This window comes from Pseudomonas sp. NPDC089534 (assembly GCF_044749305.1).
GTDB classification, from domain to species: domain Bacteria; phylum Pseudomonadota; class Gammaproteobacteria; order Pseudomonadales; family Pseudomonadaceae; genus Aquipseudomonas; species Aquipseudomonas ekonensis.
Genome location: NZ_JBIVHR010000190.1, coordinates 1 through 2,815 on the forward strand (window position 1 = coordinate 1; position 2,815 = coordinate 2,815).

General features: G+C 57.2%; 2 protein-coding genes and 1 pseudogene. All 3 read right to left on the reverse strand.

Going from position 1 to position 2,815, the window contains the following annotated elements:
* On the reverse strand, nucleotides 1-250 hold a 250-nt coding region (locus ACIP0B_RS28190; RefSeq protein ID WP_400838425.1), incomplete at its 3' end, for a GTP-binding protein.
* Nucleotides 251-281: 31 nt separating this feature from the next.
* Nucleotides 282-2,414, reverse strand: coding sequence for an elongation factor G (fusA, locus tag ACIP0B_RS28195; RefSeq protein WP_085585802.1), 2,133 nt, complete (start codon nucleotides 2,412-2,414; stop codon nucleotides 282-284).
* Nucleotides 2,415-2,444: 30 nt separating this feature from the next.
* A pseudogene (gene rpsG / locus ACIP0B_RS28200) lies at nucleotides 2,445-2,815 on the reverse strand (30S ribosomal protein S7); the annotation flags it as partial.

The window sequence follows — 2,815 nt, forward strand, 5'->3', positions numbered from 1 at the left end:
CCGGGCAGTCAACGTGCGCGTAGTGACGAATGTTCGAATCGTACTCTACGTGCGCGGTGTTGATGGTGATACCACGAGCCTTCTCTTCCGGGGCGCTGTCGATCTTGTCGAAGTCAACAACGGCCGAACCGAAAACCTCGGAGCAAACACGGGTCAGGGCAGCGGTCAGAGTGGTTTTACCGTGGTCAACGTGACCGATGGTGCCAACGTTGACGTGCGGTTTACTACGTTCAAATTTTTCTTTAGCCACGACAATTAACTCCTAGCCTAAAGGGGCTGAATCAGCCTTGTTTTTTAACGAGAGCTTCGACGATGTTCGACGGAGCTTCGGAGTATTTGGAGAATTCCATGGAGTAGCTCGCGCGACCCTGAGACATGGAACGGACGTCGGTCGCATAACCGAACATCTCACCCAGCGGAACTTCGGCGCGGATAACCTTGCCGGACACCGAGTCTTCCATACCCTGGATCAGACCACGACGACGGTTCAGGTCACCCATCACGTCACCCATGTAGTCCTCAGGGGTTACTACTTCAACCTTCATGATCGGCTCAAGCACAACACCGCCGCCCTTCTGGGCCAGCTGCTTGGTCGCCATGGAGGCCGCCACCTTGAACGCCATCTCGTTGGAGTCGACGTCGTGGTAGGAACCATCAAACACGGTAGCCTTCAGGCCGATCAGCGGATAACCGGCGACAACGCCGTTCTTCATCTGCTCTTCGATACCCTTCTGGATAGCCGGGATGTATTCCTTCGGAACCACACCACCCACAACTTCGTTGGTGAAGACCAGGCCTTCGGTGATGTTGCCCTTCTCGTCAACGTCTGGCTCCGAGAAGCGGATCCAGCAGTGACCGAACTGACCGCGACCGCCCGACTGACGAACGAACTTGCCTTCGATCTCAACGTTGCTCTTGCTGATCTTCTCGCGGTACGAAACCTGCGGCTTGCCGATGTTGGCCTCGACGTTGAACTCGCGCTTCATGCGGTCAACGAGGATGTCCAGGTGCAGCTCACCCATACCGGAGATGATGGTCTGACCAGTCTCTTCGTCGGTCTTGACGCGGAACGACGGGTCTTCCTGAGCCAGCTTGCCCAGTGCGATACCCATCTTTTCCTGGTCCTGCTTGGTTTTCGGCTCTACAGCCACCGAAATCACAGGCTCAGGGAAATCCATACGCTCAAGGATCACCTGCTTCTCGAGATCGCACAGGGTGTCACCGGTGGTGACGTCCTTCATGCCGATCAGAGCAGCGATGTCGCCTGCACGCACTTCCTTGATCTCTTCACGCTGGTTGGCGTGCATCTGCACCATACGACCAACGCGCTCTTTCTTGCCCTTGACCGAGTTGATGACGGAGTCACCGGAGGTCAGGAAGCCCGAGTAGACGCGGACGAAAGTCAGAGTGCCCACGAACGGGTCGGTGGCAATCTTGAACGCCAGAGCCGAGAACGGCTCGGCGTCGTCGGCGTGACGCTCGATCTTCGGAGCGTTTTCGTCTTCGACGTTGTCCGGGTGGATGCCCTGGATTGCAGGGATCTCGGTCGGAGCCGGCAGGAAGTCGATAACGGCGTCGAGAACCAGGGGAACGCCCTTGTTCTTGAACGAGGAACCGCAGACCGCAGGAACGATCTCGCTCGCCAGGGTACGGGCGCGCAGACCAGCCTTGATCTCTTCGACGGACAGGTCACCTTCTTCAAGGTACTTGTTCATCAGCTCTTCGTTGGCTTCGGCCGCAGCCTCGACCATGTTGTTGCGCCATTCGTTGGCCAGCTCAACCATATCGGCAGGAATCTCTTCCTCGCGATAGGTGGTGCCTTTGTCGTCTTCGTTCCAGTAGATAGCCTTCATCTTGATCAGGTCGACCTGACCCTGGAAGTTATCTTCTGCACCGATGGCCAGCTGAACCGGAACCGGGGTGTGGCCCAGACGGTTTTTGATCTGGCCGACAACGCGCAGGAAGTTCGCGCCGGCACGGTCCATCTTGTTCACGTAAACGACACGTGGAACGCCGTACTTGTTGGCTTGACGCCATACGGTTTCGGACTGAGGCTCAACACCGGAGGTGCCGCAGAAAACAACGACCGCGCCGTCGAGTACACGCAGCGAACGCTCTACTTCAATGGTGAAGTCTACGTGGCCGGGGGTATCGATGACGTTTACGCGGTAGTTGTCGTACTGACCACGGGAACCTTTCCAGAAAGTGGTAACGGCAGCGGAGGTAATGGTGATACCCCGCTCCTGCTCCTGCACCATCCAGTCGGTGGTCGCGGCGCCGTCGTGCACCTCGCCCATCTTGTGGCTCAGACCTGTGTAGAACAGGATCCGCTCGGTAGTGGTAGTCTTGCCCGCGTCAACGTGGGCGCAAATACCAATGTTACGGTAGCGGTTGATTGCTGTAGTACGAGCCATAAAGCCCTCGCAAAATGAATGATGCTGATATTAGAAGCGGTAGTGCGAGAAAGCCTTGTTGGCTTCGGCCATACGGTGCACGTCTTCACGCTTCTTAACTGCTGCACCTTTACCTTCAGCAGCATCCAGCAGTTCGCCAGCCAAACGCAGGGCCATGGACTTCTCGCCACGCTTGCGGGCGAAGTCTACCAACCAGCGCATTGCCAGAGCGTTACGACGGGAAGGACGAACCTCGACCGGAACCTGTAAGTAGCACCGCCAACGCGGCGCGACTTCACTTCGACCAGCGGAGCGATGGCGTCGAGTGCTTTTTCGAAGAGTTCCAGGGGATCGGTGCCAGCCTTACGGGCCGCAACGGTTTCCAGGGCACCATAAACGATACGTTCGGCAACGGCTTTCTT